The organism is Streptomyces sp. NPDC001410, assembly GCF_042895235.1.
In the GTDB taxonomy this organism is placed as follows: Bacteria; Actinomycetota; Actinomycetes; order Streptomycetales; family Streptomycetaceae; genus Streptomyces.
Window position 1 is genome coordinate 61,976 of record NZ_JBIAWE010000008.1, and the last position, 17,809, is coordinate 79,784.

13 protein-coding genes and 1 pseudogene are annotated in these 17,809 nt (G+C 70.4%); 4 read left to right on the forward strand and 10 right to left on the reverse strand.

Going from position 1 to position 17,809, the window contains the following annotated elements:
* Window positions 1-50 precede the first annotated feature (50 nt).
* The 5 genes and pseudogenes from ACFY3C_RS18640 to ACFY3C_RS18660 form a co-directional block, all read right to left on the reverse strand.
* A pseudogene (locus ACFY3C_RS18640) lies at window positions 51-1,205 on the reverse strand (lysylphosphatidylglycerol synthase transmembrane domain-containing protein); the annotation flags it as partial.
* Entirely contained in the window at window positions 1,202-2,212 is a 1,011-nt protein-coding gene (locus ACFY3C_RS18645) for a trans-aconitate methyltransferase (protein ID WP_386575973.1), read from the reverse strand. The pseudogene ACFY3C_RS18640 and the gene ACFY3C_RS18645, both read right to left, overlap by 4 nt.
* Window positions 2,209-3,390, reverse strand: a complete 1,182-nt coding sequence (locus ACFY3C_RS18650) for a glycosyltransferase family 4 protein (protein WP_390771498.1) — start codon at window positions 3,388-3,390, stop codon at window positions 2,209-2,211. Before ACFY3C_RS18650 ends, ACFY3C_RS18645 begins: the two co-directional genes overlap by 4 nt.
* Window positions 3,387-3,785 carry a 6-carboxytetrahydropterin synthase gene (locus tag ACFY3C_RS18655; RefSeq protein WP_145884778.1) on the reverse strand — a complete coding sequence of 133 codons (399 nt, stop codon included), beginning with the start codon at window positions 3,783-3,785 and terminating at the stop codon, window positions 3,387-3,389. The genes ACFY3C_RS18650 and ACFY3C_RS18655 overlap by 4 nt, the downstream gene beginning before the upstream one ends.
* Window positions 3,786-3,897: 112 nt before the next feature.
* Window positions 3,898-4,887 (reverse strand): zinc-binding alcohol dehydrogenase, encoded by a 990-nt coding sequence (locus ACFY3C_RS18660; RefSeq protein WP_390771499.1) that lies wholly within the window; start codon window positions 4,885-4,887, stop codon window positions 3,898-3,900.
* 108 nt (window positions 4,888-4,995) lie between these two features.
* Here ACFY3C_RS18660 and ACFY3C_RS18665 point away from each other — a divergent pair, with 108 nt between their 5' ends.
* On the forward strand, window positions 4,996-5,760 hold the full coding sequence (locus ACFY3C_RS18665) for a CDP-alcohol phosphatidyltransferase family protein (protein WP_390771500.1): 765 nt from the start codon (window positions 4,996-4,998) through the stop codon (window positions 5,758-5,760).
* A 55-nt stretch (window positions 5,761-5,815) separates the two neighbouring features.
* Here ACFY3C_RS18665 and ACFY3C_RS18670 read toward each other — a convergent pair whose 3' ends face one another.
* The 5 genes from ACFY3C_RS18670 to ACFY3C_RS18690 all read right to left on the reverse strand — a co-directional run bounded on the left by ACFY3C_RS18670 (window position 5,816) and on the right by ACFY3C_RS18690 (window position 11,926).
* On the reverse strand, window positions 5,816-6,538 hold the full coding sequence (locus tag ACFY3C_RS18670) for a YcnI family protein (protein WP_390771745.1): 723 nt from the start codon (window positions 6,536-6,538) through the stop codon (window positions 5,816-5,818).
* Between the two features lie 55 nt (window positions 6,539-6,593).
* Window positions 6,594-7,238, reverse strand: a complete 645-nt coding sequence (locus ACFY3C_RS18675) for a hypothetical protein (RefSeq protein WP_390771501.1) — start codon at window positions 7,236-7,238, stop codon at window positions 6,594-6,596.
* A 759-nt stretch (window positions 7,239-7,997) separates the two neighbouring features.
* Window positions 7,998-9,893, reverse strand: a complete 1,896-nt coding sequence (locus tag ACFY3C_RS18680; protein ID WP_390771502.1) for a hypothetical protein — start codon at window positions 9,891-9,893, stop codon at window positions 7,998-8,000.
* 117 nt (window positions 9,894-10,010) lie between these two features.
* Window positions 10,011-10,577, reverse strand: coding sequence for a hypothetical protein (locus ACFY3C_RS18685; protein ID WP_390771503.1), 567 nt, complete (start codon window positions 10,575-10,577; stop codon window positions 10,011-10,013).
* Between the two features lie 122 nt (window positions 10,578-10,699).
* On the reverse strand, window positions 10,700-11,926 hold the full coding sequence (locus ACFY3C_RS18690; RefSeq protein WP_390771504.1) for a DNA sulfur modification protein DndB: 1,227 nt from the start codon (window positions 11,924-11,926) through the stop codon (window positions 10,700-10,702).
* Between the two features lie 242 nt (window positions 11,927-12,168).
* Between ACFY3C_RS18690 and ACFY3C_RS18695 the strand changes: the two genes are divergently transcribed.
* The 3 genes from ACFY3C_RS18695 to ACFY3C_RS18705 all read left to right on the forward strand — a co-directional run bounded on the left by ACFY3C_RS18695 (window position 12,169) and on the right by ACFY3C_RS18705 (window position 17,807).
* Complete coding sequence (locus ACFY3C_RS18695; protein ID WP_390771505.1) at window positions 12,169-14,352, forward strand: N-6 DNA methylase; 2,184 nt, start codon at window positions 12,169-12,171, stop codon at window positions 14,350-14,352.
* A 123-nt stretch (window positions 14,353-14,475) separates the two neighbouring features.
* On the forward strand, window positions 14,476-16,485 hold the full coding sequence (locus ACFY3C_RS18700) for an N-6 DNA methylase (RefSeq protein WP_390771506.1): 2,010 nt from the start codon (window positions 14,476-14,478) through the stop codon (window positions 16,483-16,485).
* Window positions 16,486-16,940: 455 nt separating this feature from the next.
* Window positions 16,941-17,807, forward strand: coding sequence for a restriction endonuclease subunit S (locus tag ACFY3C_RS18705; protein ID WP_390771507.1), 867 nt, complete (start codon window positions 16,941-16,943; stop codon window positions 17,805-17,807).
* The last annotated feature ends 2 nt before the right edge of the window (window positions 17,808-17,809 follow it).

Consider the following 17,809-nt stretch of genomic DNA (forward strand, 5'->3'; position numbering starts at 1 on the left):
CGCAGCCCGGTGTACCAGCGGGCGACCAGGACGACGGCGCCGGGCAGGCTCGCCACGAAGCTGAGCACGCCGTACACGACGGCGACGGCCACTCCGCTGCTGGCGCCGAGCCCGGCGGCGCCGAACGCCCAGGCGGTGACGCCCTCGCGGGGGCCGAAACCGCCGACGTTCAGCGGCACGCCCATGGCGACCAGGGCGAGGACCGCGAGCGGGAGCAGCACCGCCACGGAGGCGGCGGAGCCGGCGACCCGGGCCGCCACGACGAACATCGCGACGTGCCCGGCCAGAATGACCGCCGAGGACAGGGCCACACCGGGCCCGGCCTGACGGGACAGCAGCCCCTCCCGCACCTCGCCGAAGCCCCGGCGCAGGGCGCCGCCGCGGCGGGAGGCCGCGCGGTTCATCCGTACGGCGAGGAACACGGCGAGCGCGCCCGCCGCGGCGAGGGCCGTCGGTGCGGCGAAGGTACGGACGTCGTCCCGGACGGGCGACGGCAGGGCCAGCAGCACCGCCGCGCCGAACACGGTCAGCGCGACCTGCCCGGCGACCCGTTCCAGAACGACCGCCTTCACCCCGCGCCGCAGGTCACCGGCGCTCTGCCCGTGCCGGACCGCCCGGTGCACATCGCCGAGGACCCCGCCGGGCAGGGCCGCGTTCAGGAACAGCGCCCGGTAGTAGTCGGCCACCGCGGGTCCGAAGGGCAGCCGGATCCGCAGCCCCCGGGCCACCAACTGCCAGCGCCACGCGCTGAACACGGTGGTGACCACACCGATGCCCAGCGCGACCAGCAGCGTCACCGTGTCGATCCGCCGCAGCCCGTCCAGCAGCACACCGGTACCCAGCCGCCACAGGAGGGCACCGAGGATGACCACACCGGCGAGGGTGCCGAAGTGGGTGCGCAGGGCGCGGGAGTTGAAGCGGCGGGTGGGGGGTTCTTCGGGCTCGGGGGTGGCGCGTCCTTCGCGCTCGGGGGCAGTGCGCTCCGCGGTCGCGGGGGCGAGGCTCGCCGTGGGCTCGGAAGTAGTACGCCCCTCGGGTACGGAGGCAGCGTGCCCCGCAAGCCCGGAGCCAGTGCGCCCCTCGGCCTCACAGGCGACGCGCCCCGCAAGCCCGGAGGCGCCTGCATGCGTAGCCTCGCCGACAGGCGGTTCCAGCAGGGCCGTCATGGCCTCCGGGGCCGACACCGCGCCCGCCTGCCCGCTCATGACGCTCCTCCCGCCGACCGCGGCAGCGCCAGTAGGTCGCTGTGGTGGAGGACCACCTGCAACTCACCGGCCTCGCAGGCGGCCAGGCGTTCGCGCAGGTAGCGCTCGGCGGGCTCGCGCAGTTCGGGACGCTGTTCGACGGCCGCGCCCACCCAGCCCCGCAGCCACTGGGCGGTCAGCGCGGACTCGTCGGGGCCGAGTCGCCACGGGCTCGGATGCACCCGTACCGTCGCCCCGCGCTCGGAGAACGCCTCGCAGGCCACCGTGACCGCGTCCGGACCGAGCAGGCCGGTACGGCGCTGGTGGGCGTTGAACGCCTCGGCGATCTCGGCGTCCAGCGGGTCGGACGGGGTGAGTTCGACGCGTCCGGCGACGGACAGTGTGAGCAGGGCCGGGCAGCCCGCTCCGGCGCAGGCGGCGGCGAGGGCCTCGATCTCCTCGCGGGTGAGAACGTCCAGCAGGGCCGAAGCCGTCACCAGGGAGGCCCCGGTCAGCACGTCCGGGGTGAGCCGGGCGACGTCGCCGCGTCGGGTCTCGACCGAGACCCGGCTGCCGTCGGCGGCGGAGCGCGGGGAGGCCACGGCGGCGAAGTGCAGCAGGTACGGGTCGCGGTCGTGCAGGACCCAGTGCTGGGCGCCGTCCAGGCGGGGCGCCAGCCAGCGGCCCATCGAGCCGGTGCCGCAGCCCAGGTCGTGCACGACGAGACCACCCGTGCGGCCCGGCAGGTCGGCCAGCCGGATCCGCAGCGGGTCCAGCAGGTCCTCCGCCCGGGCGGCGGCGTCGACCGGTTCCCGCAGCTGCAGCCACTCGGGCGCGTAGCGGGCCTGCTCCTCTTCCCCGCCTTCCCGCAGCCGTACGGTGGCGCGCTCGCCGGGGCGGGCGACGGGCCCGGCGCCGGCGATCACGCCGGACGGGTCGTCGTGCCGGGGAGCCGTGTCCGGCACCTGCTCGTCGCTCGGCCCGGGCTGGGCCGGGATCCCTCCGGTCACGGTCCTGGTGTCGCTCATGCCGCCCTCCTCGGTGCCTCGGGCAGCCGGCCGAGAACGCCGGCCAGGCTGCGCGCGGTGGTCGCCCAGCCGTCCAGGGCCGCGCGGCGGCTGCGGGCGGCGGCCTTCAGACGGCGGCGTACGTCGGGTTCGCCGAACCAGCCGCGCAGTTCGGCGGCGAGTGCGGCCGGGTCCTCCGGCGGGACGAGGATGCCGGGGACGCCGCCGTCGGGGGCGCGGCCCACGGCCTCGGGGACACCGCCGACGTCGGTCGCCAGCACCGGGATGCCGCGGGCGAGGGCCTCGGTGATCGCCATGCCGTACGTCTCGGCGTACGAGGTGAGGACCATCAGGTCGGCCGTGGCGTAGGCGGCGTCGAGTTCGGAGCCGGCCTGCGGTCCGGCGAGCCGAAGCCGGTCCTGGAGGCCGTGCCGCCGGATCAGCTCGCGCAGATGGGCGACGTACTCCGGGTCGTGGGTCAGCCCGCCGACGCAGACGCAGTTCCACGGCAGGTCGGTCACCGTGGCAAGGGCCTCCACCAGCCGGTGCTGGCCCTTGCGCGGGGTGACGGCGGCGACGCACACCAGCTGGGAGACGCCGTCGGTGCCGGGCGCGAGGGGCGCGATGTCGGCGCCGGGGGCGGCGACGTGCACCCGCTCGGGGGCGAGGCCGTGGTGGGAGACGAGGCGGCGGACGGCCCAGTCGCTGGTGGCGATGACCGCGGGCACCGCGCGCAGCACCTGCCGCTCGCGGGCGTCGAGGTCGGCGGCCAGGGCCGCGTCCAGGCCGGTCTCGTCGCCGAGGGGCAGGTGCACCAGCACGGCGAGCCGCAGGCGTTCGGCCTCGGGGACGACGACCTCGGGGACGCCGCAGGCGACCAGGCCGTCGAGGAGGACGACGGTGTCGTCCGGCAGGTCCCGCAGGACGCGGGCGAGGACGTCACGGTCGGACCGGCCGGGGCGCGGCCAGCTGCCGGGCACGGAGTGCCGCACGGCCTGCCAGCCGAAGCCGGGCAGGTCCAGGCAGACCCGGCGGTCGTAGGCGTTGCCGCCGCTCGGCGCGGCCGGGTCGTCGACACCGCCCGGCATGACGAAGTGCACGGTGCGCAGGGACATGGGGATGATCCCGACGTTCTCGGAAGGGGCGGGCTGCTGGGGCACGTAGGCGAGCCGCGCCTTCGCCACGGTCGTCTCGGTCACAGGCCACGCTCGTAACTCGCCCAGGCGATGTGCGACTCGTGCAGCGTGACGGTGATGTTCTTGAGGCCCTTGGCGCCTTCGCCCAACGCGCCCTTGTGGATGCGTTCGGCGAGCCGGTCGGCGATGACCTTGGCCAGGAACTCCGTGGAGGTGTTGATCCCGGCGAACTCGGGCTCGTCGTCGAGGTTGCGGTAGTTCAGCTCGGCGACGACGGCGCCCAGTTCCTGCGTGGCCAGGCCGATGTCCACGACGATGTTGTCCTCGTCCAGCTGTTCACGGCGGAAGGTGGCGTCCACGAGGAACGTGGCGCCGTGCAGTTTCTGCGCGGGCCCGAACACCTCGCCGCGGAAGCTGTGGGCGATCATGATGTGATCGCGGACGGTGATGCTGAACAACGGACGACCCTCCAGGTGCGGCGCGTCTGGTGCCCCTCGCGGTTGCCTGCGAGGGGATGCCGTGTATTACGGCTCTTCGCTTCCCCGTGTTCAGCCTCCTCTCACTCTTTTCTCAGGTCAGGCCGTTGCCGGTGTAGTTGATGCGGTGGCACAGGGCGGGGATCTCTCCGGCGGCGAGTTTCGGCATCAGCTCCGGCAGCTCCTCGAAGGCGCTTTCGCCGGTGATGAGGGCGTCCAGGGCCGGGTCGGCGAGCAGGTCGAGGGCGAGCGCCATCCGTTCGGCGTAGCCACGGCCGGCGCGTGCGGCCGGGGAGACGGTGCCGACCTGGCTGCTGCGCACGGTGAGCCGGCGCGAGTGGAAGGCCTCGCCGAGCGGCAGGGCGACGCGGCGGTCGCCGTACCAGCTCAGCTCGACGACCGTGCCCTCGGCGGCGAGGAGTTCGAGGGAGCGGGTCAGGCCCTGTTCGGTGGCGCTGGCGTGGACGACGAGGTCGCAGTCGCCGAGGGCGTCGCCGGGCGCGGCGAAGTCCACGCCGAGGGCCTCGGCGGTCTTCGCGCGGTCCGGGTCGGCGTCGACCAGCTGCAGCCGTACGCCGGGGAAGCGGGCGAGCAGCGCGGCCACCGAGCAGCCGACCATGCCGCCGCCGACCACCGCGATCCGGTCGCCGATCAGGGGCGCCGCGTCCCAGACGGCGTTCACCGCGGTCTCCACGGTCCCCGCGAGCACGGCCCGCTCGGCGGGCACCCGCTCGGGTACGAGGGTGACGGCGCTCACCGGAACGACGTAACGGCTCTGATGCGGATACAGGCAGAAGACCGTACGGCCGACGAGCGCGTCCGGGCCCTCCTCGACGACGCCCACGCTCAGGTAGCCGTACTTCACCGGCCCGGGGAAGTCGCCCTCCTGGAACGGCGCCCGCATCACGGCGTGTTGGGACTCGGGCACCCCGCCGCGGAAGACCAGGGTCTCCGTGCCGCGGCTGACTCCGGAGTACAGCGTGCGGACCAGAACCTCGCCCTCGGCCGGCCCCGCGAGGGTGACGTCGCGGATCTCGCCGTGCCCCGGCGAGCGGAGCCAGAACGCGCGGGCCGAGTGGTTCATCGGCATCCTCCTGAACGATAGGGAAGTTGTTCACGTACCGAGAAGTGCACAGGCCGCGCACAGTACGCGGCGTTGATCGACTCTGTCACTCGGCCGGAGGAATGCGCGGTGGCCCTGAACAACACGTTTGACGCGAGGCTTCAGCAGGAGACCGCCGTGGGAGCGGGCGTGCAGATCCTGCTGCTGGCCCTGCTCGGCACGGCGATCGGCATGGGGCCGGCCGGCTGGCTGACCGGGCTCGCCTTCGCGTTCGCCACCTGGGCGGTCCTCTCCCGCGCCCTGCACCGCTCCCGGCTCAGCTCCTTCGGTCCCGCCAACCGGGTCACCCTCGGCCGGGCCACCCTGGTCGGCGGGGTGACCGCGCTGGTCGCGGACTCCTTCGAGAGCGCACCGCCGGTGACCCTGCTGGTCGCCCTGACCGCCGTCGCCCTGCTCCTGGACGGCGTGGACGGCAAGGTGGCCCGCCGCACCGGCACCTCCAGCGCGCTCGGTGCCCGCTTCGACATGGAGGTGGACGCGTTCCTGATCCTGGTGCTGAGCGTGTACGTGTCCATGCAGTTCGGCCCATGGGTGCTGCTGATCGGCGGCATGCGCTACGGGTTCGTCGCCGCGGCCCGTGTCGCCCCCTGGCTGAACGCCCCGCTGCCGCCGTCCTTCGCCCGCAAGACGGTCGCCGCGCTCCAGGGCATCTGCCTGCTGCTGGCGGGCGCCGAGCTGCTGCCGCAGGCGGCCAACCTGGCGGTCGTGCTGCTGGCCCTGGGCTCGCTGGTGTGGTCGTTCGGCCGGGATGTGCTGTGGCTGTGGCGGAACTCGCGTACTGCTGCGGTGGAGGTGCCGGCGGAGCCGAGGGTACTGGAGTTGGCCGCGCGCTGAAGGTACGCGGAAGGGCCCGGACCGACAGTCGGTCCGGGCCCTTCCGCATGTGCGTTTACGACCGCGCGGACCGGCCCCGTACGATCGCGAACGCGGCGGCGGCAAGGCCGAGCACGCCGACCACCAGCCCGGCGATGCCGAGACCACGCGCGGTCGAGTCGCTCGGGTCAGCAGCCTTCGACGTACTGCCCGAGTTGCCCGAGCCGCTCTTCGAATCCGCTGACGTCGTCTTCTCCCCACCGGCCGTGAGCTTCAGCACCGGCGCCGGGGTCTCCGGCTCGTCCCCGCCGGCCGGCTCCTCGATCCAGCGGGCGACCTTGCCGTCGGAGTAGGTCTGCAGCGTCTTGAAGGTCAACTGGTCGCTGTCGTCCGGCAGCTGCCCGAAGGCGACGTCGAAGTCCTCGTACTGTCCGGCGCCGATCTTCCCGCCGCTCCAGGTGATCGCGGAGACCGCCTCGGTGATGGTGCCGTCGTCGGTCTTGACCGGCGTCTTGAGCTTGGTGGTGGTCACCTTTGCGGTCCAGCCGTCCTGCGGGTGGACCAGCACCCCGAGCACGGGGTGGTCGGTGGGCAGGAAGACCTGCACCTTGGTCGTGCTCGCGCTGTCCTCCTCGTTGGGCACACGGAAGGTGAGCAGGCCGTCCGTGGCTCCCTTGGCGTAGCTCTCCGGGTGGACGGTGACGTGCGCGGAGGCGGCGCCGGCCGCGGCGAGCACTCCGGCAGCGGTGAGGGCGGTGACGGCCGCGGCGCGGCGCAGGGTGGTGCGTGTCGAGGTCATGTGCTTGGACATGGGTGAGTGGATCTCCGTACGTACTGAAGTGTGTGATGGGGGGTCAGTTCGTGTACGGGATCCAGGCTGGCGGTCCGCGGCGGCGCATCGCGTGCCGCAGCAGGAGTTGCCGCAGCGGGACGGCCTCGGCGTGCGTGCGCCCGGGGCCACCGGGCGGCGCGGGAAGCGGGACGGGAGCGCCCCGCCACCAGGCCGCCGCGAGCGAGGGCACGAACGCGGCCGCCCGGCGCAGCAACGACCACAGCGCGGCCTCCCCGCGCCACAGCCACCAGGAGGCGACGAGGGCGGCGAGCAGGTGGGCGGCCGTGACGGGCGTGGCCATCTCGTGCGCGTGGGCCAGGGCGGCCGAGGCGAGCGCGGACACCGTGTGTGCGTGCGCCACGGCGTCGTCGTCCATGGAGCTCATCCGGATGCCGTGCGCGGACACGACCGCGTGCGGATGCGCGACGTCGAAGGCAATGTGCAGACCCGCCTGCATGGCGAGCATGACCGCCCCGATCCCTGGCAGGTCCCGCTCCCGACTGCCGAGCAGCCACCCGGTGACGAAGACCCCGAGGAATCCGGCACCGTCCGCCCACACCGGCGGCATGTCACCGGTGGCAAGCCCGTGCCCCGCGGCAGCCAGCAGCACACACACCGCGGCGAACACCGCGGCACGCAGACTCCTCACTGGCGGGGATGCGCTCATGGTGAGGGATCCTCCCACGACCCGGTGGTACGTGTGGCACCGATGCTCTGTTCACTCAACGGCTGGGCAGGAGCGGTACGGCCTGCCGGTACGGCCGGGGGGCAGCCCCGTGTCGAGCAGCACGATTTAGGACGGAAACGGAGAACGGGGCTACGGTGTACGGCCCGTGCCCGCCGCCCTCGGCAAGGTCGGCCAGCCAGCCGCGGGCGACGGGTGTGGCGAGAATGTCCGTGGTGAGCAGCACGAGTCACGCGGCCAGGCGCAGCAGCCCGGACGTGCCCTTCCAGCCAGCCGGGCACGCGCGGCGACGGGGCGAACCCGATCAGCAGAACGGCCCTGCTTCTCGTTCACCACTGATCCGGCAGAGAGCACAAAGCACCCTGCCGCCGCCCTGGCAACCGTGCATCGGCTGGATCCCCGGGCACACCCCAGCCCTGGTAGCAGGGCGGCCGAGCTCGATGCCGAACACGTCAAAGCACCCATCAAGACACATCCGTTGATCTACGGTGATGCTATGCCTACAAAGCCACTTCCTCACCTCACCCCGACCGGCACCTGCTGGTGCGGCTGCGCCAAGCCGGTCGGATCCGGGTCCTTCTTCGCTCCCGGCCACGACAAGGTGGCGGAGGCGGCTCTGCTCGCGGTCGAATACGGTTCGTCCGTTGCCCAGTTGCTGCACGGACACGGATACGGCCCAGGACACTCGGTGAGTGCGCGAGCCGTGTCCGAAGGCGTCTGGCAAAAGTGCCCTTCATGCAGCTACGTCGGCGCGCCGGCGAGCATCTCCAACCACATGAGGAAGGGACACTCCTCCACAGTCACCGAGCAGAAGGGATCGGCGTGATGACCGAGCCTGCCTCCAGCCAACGCGCCGACCTCGAGAAGGCGGTACGTACGTACAGCGGGTTCTGGGACACCGAGCGCGGTCTGCGCACACTGCGCGACGCGGGTCACGAACCGCAGGAGAAGAACACTCGTAAGATCCTGCGCGACCTCGCGAGCGAGGGTCTGCTTGTGAAGGTGGAGGACTGGCCCGTCCGCTACCGCGCCGCGTGGGCGGACTGAGCGCAGCTTCGCGGTACGCCTCGGCTGGGAACTGTGGGGACAGCGCACCCACATCGCCTCTTCCACGCACCGCACGGACGCGCGCCTCTGGAGCGCTCCTCCGCTGCGCCGAAACTGTGAACCTACCAACGCAACGCCCTTCCCGAGCATCCCACCAGGAATTCGCGCGCCGACTCGGGGATCAGAGTCGAGCACCACCGCCCCCGGACCTGTATGGCCGGATCCGTGACAAGGTTCCTGCCGTCGGCGGCGATACGCCGCCACCGACGGCATACGACCGGCGTGGTTCTTGGTCCGCATTGTGCGCACATGCGCAAGGTTTCGCTCCGCGACGGGATCACCGTTCTCGGCGGCCTTCTGTGCGTACGTCTCCGCGAGGGCCAACTGTTCCCTCGCGGCCCGGTCGTTCTCGGCCTCGGGTGACATGACGGCCGCGACGTACGCGGCGATGCTGTACGCCTCGTCCATGATGTAGGTGGGCAGGGAAGGGCCGCTCTTCCGTTCCCGCACGAAGGATTCGGCCTGGCGGCGGGCCCCTTCCAGATCGCCGGACTTCAGCAGGTCGTGGGCCCGGTTGAGCGCGACCAGGGCGTAGAAATAGCTGCGTCGGGGGTCGACGGGCGCGGCCGGCTGCCATAGTGCGGCCATCAGCTTCCACAGTCCTCGGTCGTGGATGGTGTCGCCGTCCCACTGCCCGACGAGCGCCCCGGATCTCAGGTCGCGCAACTGGATCTGCTGGGCGCGCGGCAGGGCGGCGTCCAGAGCGTCGAGAGATGACAGCTGAACGTCCCTGACCACGTCGTACAAAAGGTCCCACACGTCCTCGGGTTCCTGCCGCACGATCGTCTCGCCGGCCAAGAAAGCCCGGCGCCGCCGTATGCCTTCCCACCCGATCCGCTCGGCCTCTTGCGAGCTGATTGCGAAGGGGGCGAGGCGAGCCCGCAGGTAGAGCGCTTCCTCCTCGCCGCGCGCCTTCCAGGGCTCGTCCTCGGCCAACAGACCGCCATGCTCCACGAGGTCGTCGAGGACCGACAGCGGTGCCCAGGGGAGAACTTGGGCCAGAGCTGTGTTCGGCATAGGTATCGCGCCTCGGGTGGCGGCGGTGGCGAACAGCGAGAAGGCTGGGCCGCCCGAGATCGCGCGAGACCTTGTGCTGACGAGTTCGATGCCGGGAGCGGTCGAGCACAGGATGCGGCACCGCTCCAGTCCCATCTCGTTCAGCCATCGCACCCCGGCCGCCCAAAGTGCGCGCAGGTGTTGGAGCACGGCGTCTGGACCGAGGCCGGCCATGCCTGCCCGAACCACGGGCAACAGCACCTCTCGGTCCGGTGCGCCCTCCAGCGCCTGGCTCAGGATGTTGCGCTGCTTCTCCGTCAGCGAGGGGTCCTTCTCGATGTCCTTGAGCACTTCCAGGACCGTGTCAACGGCTTCACCACCATCGACACCAACCCAGCGCCACTTCCGCTGTACGAATCCGCTCGCGCCTGCCGATCCGCTGTTGCGTCGGCGCTCTCGCGCTCGAGTCAGGCGCTCCTTCTCGGCGGCTATCGCCGCACGGCGGGCAGCAACCGGGTCGGTCATGTCGTACACCCCGATAGATTAACTGTGCACACGGCCATTACACAGCCCTCACAAGCGTCACATTTTCGCAGGTTGACGCGCCTGCGGCTTCTCAGACAGCGGCGCCGGACAGGATGCTGGGACCGCTCAGCCGACCCTCTTCCACTCCTGGCAGCGGTTAGTCTTGAAGTACTCCCCGTTGTTGAGCGTCACGCGTCCCGGCCCATCCAGGTTGTTGTTGGCGATGATCGAGCCGAACTCCCCGCTGGCGTCCTTGGCACGCTCCCAGTAGCAGCCGAACTCGTCCTCGGGACCGGACGTCTTGTAGGTACCAGCCTTGATGTCGTCGCCGACGAGGTACTCACCCTCGCCGGAGAAGGAGGTCGCCGGGCCGGGCTGCCGCGTCTTCTTGGGCTTGGCGGTGACCGTCTTCGTGACGGTCGGCGCCGGTCCGGGATCGGCCGCCTCGGCGGTCTCGGTGACGGTGACCGTCGGGCGGGGAGCGCCCTTCGTGTCAGTCGTCCCCTTGCCCGTCTTCGCCGAGCCGTTACTCGTGCCGATACCGACGCCGATGAAGAGGGACACCAGGGCAACCGCCCCGTATTTCAGCCACGGTCTACGGCGCTGCGCGGGCTGTCCGGGAGCGCTGGACATACCGAGGCCGAAGGCATTCTGGGGGCCGCCGGGCTGAGGAGTGGGGTGCTGGAAGGTCATGACAGTGCTCCTTTTCCGTGATGCGCGGTGAGGACGGCCGCCGAGCACTGGGCGGCCGTTTGATGTCGTGGGGTTCGGCGCGGGCGATGCCGCGTCGCTCCGTGTGGCGGGCGCAGTCCGGCTCAGAGCCCGCGGATCTTCCGCCCCGCCTCGGTGGCCGGGTAGAGGATCGCGTCGGCGACTCGGCCGCCGGAGTCCTTCACCCCGCCGCTGAAGTTGAGGCGGCCGGCGGTACCGGTCTTGGCGGCAACGCCGTCCCAGTACGCCGCCTCGCGCTCCCAACGGATGCCGCCGAGCAACTGATCCAGTTCCTCGGTGCCGATGCGGGATGCCGCTTCGCTCCACGGCGTGGTGTGGTGGGCGGCGATGCCGAGTCCCGCGAGAACGGCCGGGGCCGTGAGGGCACTGCGGTTCGCGAAGTCGGGGAACAGCTCGGCGATCAGCCGGGCCAGCAGCGGCACAATGAGCGCCTCGACCTGTTCGGGCCGGGTACCGGCGGGCAGTTCGTCCTCGTGCACCGACTCGGCGGAACGGTTGAGCCCGACCTTGCCGTAGATGGCGGTGACGACGAGGGCGCGCAGCGCGGAGAGGGTGACGACCTCGCGGTCGCCCCGCGAGACCTGCCGTTTGCTGGAGTTGACCAACTGGCCGAACGGCAGGCGCTGCCCGTCGACATCGACCTTGACGGAGTCCGCGACAAGGTGAGCGAGCCGGGTGCCGAAGTCCCGCTGGTCCATGGACATGGCCAGGTTCTTGGCCACGGCGACCCCCTGCACGTTGCGGTCGTAGAAGATCTGCCGCGCGTCGGACGGGGCGAGGTCGACGTACAGCTCGAACGGGACACGAACCTGGGCGAGTTCGGGGTACGTCAGGCCGTACGTCTCGGGGTCGTCGTACAGGTCGTGCCACGCGGTGGTCTGCGTCTCGCCGTCGATGGCGACGACCATCGTGCCCGGCGCGACGGTGAGGGTGCGCAGGCCGCTGCCGGACACGAGCTCGTCGCTGACGGCGGCGAGCGGTCCGGCGTGCCACAGGGTGATCGGCGGCGTGGACCAGGCGGCGCCGAGCTCGCCCTTGAGGCCGGCGGCGATGTACTCGGCGTACGGCCCGACGTTCTTGCCCTTCTGCGAGGACTTCAGCGTCCGCTGCACGGTCGCGCGCAGCTCGGCGTGGCGGCGCACCAGGCCGGAGGCGGCCTTGAGCTTCCTCGGGTCCTCCTCGGCCCTGGGCGAGGGCACGAGCTGGACGAGCGTGGGCACGGACATCGTTCCGACGACCGCGTCGTCGCGGAACGGCATCACGGTGAGCTGGGTTCCCTCGACGACGGCGGTCGGCATGGTGAGGCGCATGGGACTTCCCCCGGAGTGTCGTGTGCAGGCGCGGACAGCGCCTGCAGTGCTGCCGCCCGGCGCTGTCCAGCGCTGAGGGTCGGCATGGGTGCCGCGACACAGAGAGCCTGCCGCACCACCGCTTCCCAATGGAAGCTCAAACATGGAAGCGCAAGCGTGAAAGCGTTGTCAATCGCTTTGACAGATTTGACGGGTGCTGTAGGTTGTTGACGTCCGCTACCGAGAGGCCGAGGACTTCGCCCATGCCCCAGCCATCCGCCCAGGTGACCGCCGCCGAGATCTCCCGTATCGCGGGGGTCACACGCGCCACCGTCAGCAACTGGCGCCGTCGGCACGACGACTTCCCCCAGCCGTCCGGCGGCACGGAGAGCAGCCCGCTGTACGACCTGGAGGCCGTACGCGTCTGGCTGGCCTCGCGTGGCCATGCCTCTGCGGCGAGCCCGTCGGAGGAGCTGCGTACGACACTCCGTCTGCACGCGCACAGCGGCGACGGCGGTGACACCTTCGCTCTCCTGCTCCTGGTCCTCGCGGCGGCGGGCCACTCGTCGGGCGAGCTGACGGCCGCCGTGGAGCTGCCGGACGCGGACCTCATCGCGCACGCGGAACGCGACGCCACGGCTGCCGCGGAGGCAGTACCGGGCGTGGACGCCGTCCGTCTCAAGGTCGTGGACCCGGCAGTGGTGCGCGCGTTGTACACCTGTGTACGGGACGAGGGCGGCCAGGCCGCGCTGGCGGTACTCGCCGAGCGGGAGCTGGAGGACAGCGCCGCGACCGGCGCCTACCAGACACCCGCGCCACTCGCGGATCTGCTCGCACGCCTGCTCCCCGGCTCCCCCGCCCGCGTCCTGGACCCGGCCTGCGGCAGCGGCAGCCTGCTGGCGGCCGCCGCCCGCCGCGGCGCGCGCGAGCTGTACGGCCAGGACACGCTGCCCGTGCAGGCCCGGCGCAGCGCGGTGAGTCTGATGCTGACGGCACCGGAGGCCACGGTCACCGTGGGCGCCGGCGACAGTCTGCGCGCGGACGCCTTCCCCGACCTCGTCGTCGACGCGGTGCTGTGCAACCCGCCGTTCGGCGTCCGCGACTGGGGCCATGACGAGCTCGCCTACGACCCCCGCTGGGCCTACGGCGTACCACCCCGGGCCGAGTCGGAGCTGGCGTGGGTGCAGCACGTGCTCGCCCATCTCGAGCCCGGCGGCTACGCGGCCCTGATCCTGCCGCCCGCCACGGCCGGCCGCGCTTCCGGCCGCCGTGTACGGGCGGAGCTTGTACGTGGCGGGGCCCTACGTGCGGTGGTGGCGCTGCCGGTCGGCGCCTCGATGCCGCTGCACGTCGGACTGCAGATCTGGGTTCTGCAACGGCCCGAACCGGGCGGGGCGGAGCGCAAGTCGGTGCTGTTCGTCGACACAGCGGCGGAGATGTCTGGGGCAGGTACCGGAAGCGGCGATACGGCGGGGCCGCGTACGCGGGGCGGCAGCCGCTCCGCCTCCCTGGACTGGGCCGGGATCACGGCGCAGGTCCTGGGCGCGTGGGAGGCGTTCACGGAGAACCCGGACGCCTTCGCGGGCGAGCCGGGGCTTTCCCGCGCGGTCGGGGTCGTCGACCTTCTGGACGACGTGGTGGATCTGACACCAGCACGCCTGGTACGCGCCTCACGGGCCGAGGTCGACCCCGCGGAGCTGTCGGCCGAGGTGGACGCGACGCGCCGAGACCTGATGAAGGCCACCAAATCCTTTACGCGGGCAGCGAGTTACGAGGGCTGGACGTCCGCGGACGGCTCGGGGCGCGAATGGCGGACGGCGACGGCGTCGGACCTCGCGCGGGGTGGAGCGCTGGCTCTGCTGCGGACGGTTCCGGAGGGGTCGCGGGGCCGAGGGGAGGAGGAAGGCCACGGCGCGGACCGTGCGGGCCTTGCCGGCCGTCGCGTCCTCACCTGCGCGGACATCGCGAACGGGTCCGGGCCGACGGGGAATGCGGCCGAACTGCGCACTGACACGACTCCCGTGATCGCCGTCGGGGATGTGCTCGTACGAGCGCTCGCGAGCGGAAGCGGCCCGATGGCCCGGGTCGCGGGCGAGGAGGAGGCCGGCGCCCTGCTCGGCTCCCAGGTCCACCTCTTCCGCCCGGACCCGGCACGCCTGGACCCGTGGTTCCTCGCCGGGTTCCTGGGCGCGGAGGACAACATCGCGGGGGCGTCGACGGGCAGCACGGTACTGACCGTCAACCCCGGCCGACTGCGCGTACCGCTTCTTCCGCTGGAGGAGCAACGGCGTTACGGGGAGGCGTTCCGGCGCGTGCAGGAGCTCCGGGCGCAGGCACAGCTGGCGACGCGGCTCGCGGAGGAGACGGCGGGGCTGCTGTCGGGCGGGCTCACTGGAGGCCAGCTACTTCCTTCAAAGGACGACGAGAACAGCACGGCAACAGGTTGACGGGGTGGCGCTTATCCCGTGTCGGCACATAGGCCTTCACACATCGACCACAATTGGACGCACCCGCGCAGCTGGACGGCGCGGCAGGGGCGGGACACGTTCGGAAGGAACTCGAGGATCGAATTGAACAGCAGCAAGCACACGGAGCTGGCGAACCACGCGTGGTCCGTCGCCGACCTCCTGCGCGGCGACTACAAGCAGTCCGACTACGGCAAGGTCATCCTGCCGTTCACCGTGCTGCGGCGGTTGGAGTGCGTGCTTGAGCCGACGCGGGACAAGGTCGTCGAGACGGTGGCCAAGTTCGAGGGCCAGGACATCGACACCGACCGCTTCCTGCGCCGCGCCTCGGGTCACGCCTTCTACAACAAGAGCAACCTCACGCTGAGCAAGATCGCGGCCGACCCGCAGAACGCGGCGAAGAACCTCCAGATCTACGTCGGCGCCTTCTCCGACAACGCCCGCGAGGTCCTCGACAAGTACGACTTCAGCCAGCAGGTGCGCAAGCTCGACGGCGCGAACCTGCTCTACCAGGTGATCGGCAAGTTCACCGACCTCGACCTGCACCCGGATGTCGTGCCCAACCACAACATGGGGTACATCTTCGAGGAGTTGATCCGCCGCTTCGCCGAGCAGTCGAACGAGACGGCGGGTGAGCACTTCACCCCGCGCGAGGTCATCAAGCTGATGGTGAACCTCCTGGTCGCTCCGGACGCGGACGTGCTGACCATGCCGGGTGTCGTGCGTACGGTCCTGGACCCCGCCTGTGGCACGGGCGGCATGCTCAGCGCGATGGACGACCACATCGAGACGCTGAACAAGGACGCGACGGTCGAGGTGTACGGGCAGGAGCTCAACCCCGAGTCCTGGGCGATCTGCCGTTCCGACCTGATGATCAAGGGGCAGGACCCGGACCACATCGCCTTCGGCAACTCCTTCTCCGACGACGGCCACGCGCGCCGCAAGTTCGACTACATCCTCGCCAACCCGCCGTTCGGCGTGGAGTGGAAGAAGGTCAAGGACGAGGTCGAGTACGAGCACAAGTCCCTCGGCGACGCTGGCCGCTTCGGCGCGGGCCTGCCGCGCATCAACGACGGCTCGCTCCTCTTCCTCCAGCACATGATCTCGAAGATGAAGCCGGTGGACGTCAACGGCGGGGGCGGCTCCCGCATCGCCATCGTCTTCAACGGGTCTCCGTTGTTCACGGGCGCGGCCGAATCGGGCGAGTCCAACATCCGCCGCTGGATCCTGGAGAACGACTGGCTGGAGGCGATCGTCGCCCTCCCGGACCAGCTCTTCTACAACACCGGCATCTCGACGTACTTCTGGATCCTGACCAACCGCAAGGCTCCGGACCACAAGGGCAAGGTCGTGCTGCTCGACGCGCGCGACTACTGGGTGAAGATGCGCAAGTCGCTGGGCGACAAGCGCAAGGAGCTGGGCGACGGCACGAATGGTCGCCCGAACCACATCGCCGAGGTCACAAAGCTGTACGCGGAAGCGATGCAGGTCGCGCAAGACCCCGAGCACCCCCTGCACGGCAAGGTGAAGGTCTTCGCGAACGAGGACTTCGGCTATCAGCGCATCACTGTCGAACGCCCGCTGAAGCTCCGCTTCGAGTTGACGGAGGAGACCCTGTCGGCCTTGGCGGAGGCCAAGCCGGTGGCCAAGCTGGAGGAGAGCGAGAAGTTCGTCGCAGCGCTGCGTCCGCTGCTCGGCTCGACGTGGTCTACGAAGTCCGAGTCGTTCATCGCCCTGAAGGACGCGGTGGTCGAGGCCGGCCTGACGTGGCCGTCGGGCGCGCCGTTCGCGAAAGCGGTGCGGGAGGCGGTCGGGGTCCGGGATCCCGAGGGTGAGGTGCAGAGGGTCAAGGGCCAACCGGAGGCGGACACGGACCTGCGCGACTTCGAGAACGTTCCGCTCGGCGAGGACGTCGAGGAGTACCTGGCGCAGGAGGTGCTGCCGCACGTCCCGGACGCGTGGATCGACTACACGAAGACGAAGATCGGCTACGAGATCCCGTTCACACGACACTTCTACGTGTACAAGCCGCCGCGGCCGCTGGCGGAGATCGACGCGGAGTTGAAGGCTCTGGAGACGGAGATTCAGGAGCTCCTCAGCGAGGTGAGCGAATGACATTCGACATGGCAGTCGAAGCTGCTGCCCGCAATGCTCCCGCTGGGTGGCGAGTTGAACCATTCCGCCGTCATGCTGAGCTAGTCAATGAGACGAACTCCGATCGATCTGAGCAGCTGCTGTCGCTGACCTCGAGTGGCGTCGTTACGCCTCGCACGGAAGATGGGGGGCTCGGAAAGCAGGCACCTTCCCAGTCCACAATCGAGAGGTACTGGATCGCGCGACCAGGAAATCTTGTAGTGAATCCAATGTGGTTGATCGGAGGCGGTATCGGCGTATCCAACGTGACTGGCGCCGTAAGCCCTGACTATCGCGTCTACCGGCTCGGTCCCGATCTCCACCCTCCGTACGTCCACCACCTCTTGCGGAGCGCCCCGTACCGCGACCAGTACCGGCTGTACACCCGAGCAGACACGACCTTTGATCGGCGTGTTTCAAAAGACAACTTCCATCCCATGCCGATCCTGCTCCCTCCCCTCGTGGAGCAGCGGCGCATCGCCGACTTCCTCGACGCCGAGACCGCCCGCATCGATGCCGTAGCGGCTACGGAGCAACGAGTGCTCGACCGTCTCGCCGAGCGCCGGGCAACAGGCATCGCAGCGGCGGTGTCAGGAAGCAGTCACACCGAGCGCCGTGAGTCAACGCTCGCATGGTTGGAGACAATCCCTAAAACCTGGCAGGAGGTCCGCGTCGGACTTCTGGCACGCATGGGTAGTGGCCACACGCCGAGCCGGTCTCACCCCGAGTGGTGGGTCGACTGTACGATCCCGTGGATCACCACCGGCGAAGTGAAGCAAGTGCGGAGCGACCGCGTCGAAGATCTTTTTGAGACGCGCGAGAAGATCAGTAAATTGGGTCTGGCCAACTCCGCTGCCGAGCTTCATCCCGCCGGGACGGTATTCCTGTGCAGGACCGCCTCCGCCGGATACTCGGGAGTGATGGGTCTGGACATGGCCACGAGTCAGGACTTTGTCACCTGGACCTGTGGTTCACGCCTCGATCCCTACTACCTCTTGTGGTGTCTCCGCGCCATGCGGCCGGATCTGTTGGGTCGCCTGGCCATGGGGTCGACCCACAAGACCATCTACGTGCCAGACCTCCAGATGCTGCGCATTCCCCTGCCTTCTCTGGAGGAGCAGCGCAAGATCGTCGAGGAAATCCGCCAACAGAACGCACGGATCGACGTTCTCGTCGACAAGGTCAGCCGCCAGATGAACCTACTCAAGGAACGCCGCCAAGCCCTCATCACCGCCGCCGTAACAGGTCAGTTCGACGTATCCACCGCCAGCGGACGCAACGTCACGGACGGAGTCACCGCGTAGCC

Excerpts from the sequence above, each read along its gene's own strand:
- ACFY3C_RS18675 (WP_390771501.1), bottom strand. The coding sequence starts at position 7,238 with ATGAGCGCATCCCCGCCAGTGAGGAGTCTGCGTGCCGCGGTGTTCGCC.
- ACFY3C_RS18670 (WP_390771745.1), bottom strand. The coding sequence starts at position 6,538 with ATGACCTCGACACGCACCACCCTGCGCCGCGCCGCGGCCGTCACCGCC.
- ACFY3C_RS18705 (WP_390771507.1), top strand. The coding sequence starts at position 16,941 with ATGCCGATCCTGCTCCCTCCCCTCGTGGAGCAGCGGCGCATCGCCGAC.
- ACFY3C_RS18690 (WP_390771504.1), bottom strand. The coding sequence starts at position 11,926 with ATGCGCCTCACCATGCCGACCGCCGTCGTCGAGGGAACCCAGCTCACC.
- ACFY3C_RS18685 (WP_390771503.1), bottom strand. The coding sequence starts at position 10,577 with ATGACCTTCCAGCACCCCACTCCTCAGCCCGGCGGCCCCCAGAATGCC.
- ACFY3C_RS18645 (WP_386575973.1), bottom strand. The coding sequence starts at position 2,212 with ATGAGCGACACCAGGACCGTGACCGGAGGGATCCCGGCCCAGCCCGGG.
- ACFY3C_RS18695 (WP_390771505.1), top strand. The coding sequence starts at position 12,169 with ATGCCCCAGCCATCCGCCCAGGTGACCGCCGCCGAGATCTCCCGTATC.
- ACFY3C_RS18660 (WP_390771499.1), bottom strand. The coding sequence starts at position 4,887 with ATGAACCACTCGGCCCGCGCGTTCTGGCTCCGCTCGCCGGGGCACGGC.